The 278-nt window shown below is 71.6% G+C and carries 1 protein-coding gene; it reads left to right on the top strand.

The genetic code is table 11. From position 1 onward, the window contains the following. Window positions 1-278, top strand: a 278-nt coding sequence (locus tag SB816_RS31195) for a tannase/feruloyl esterase family alpha/beta hydrolase (RefSeq protein ID WP_410548139.1), incomplete at both ends; no start/stop codon positions are given.

Consider the following 278-nt stretch of genomic DNA (forward strand, 5'->3'; position numbering starts at 1 on the left):
GGTGTTCTCGTTCAACGACACGAGCGACTGGTATGAGCGGCTCGCGCAGGCGAACGGCGGCGACGCGTCGGGCTTCGCGCGCTTCTATCCGGTGCCGGGGATGAATCACTGCTCGGGCGGGCCGGCCGCCGACCAGTTCGACATGCTGACGCCGCTCGTCGCGTGGGTCGAGCAGGGACAGGCGCCGGCCGCGATCGTCGCGACTGCGCGCGACGCGAGCAATGTGCTGCCGAATGCGGAGGTGCCGACGTCGTGGGGCGCGGGCCGCACGCGTCCGT

This window comes from Achromobacter sp. SIMBA_011 (assembly GCF_046535435.1).
Lineage (GTDB): Bacteria > Pseudomonadota > Gammaproteobacteria > Burkholderiales > Burkholderiaceae_B > Achromobacter > Achromobacter dolens.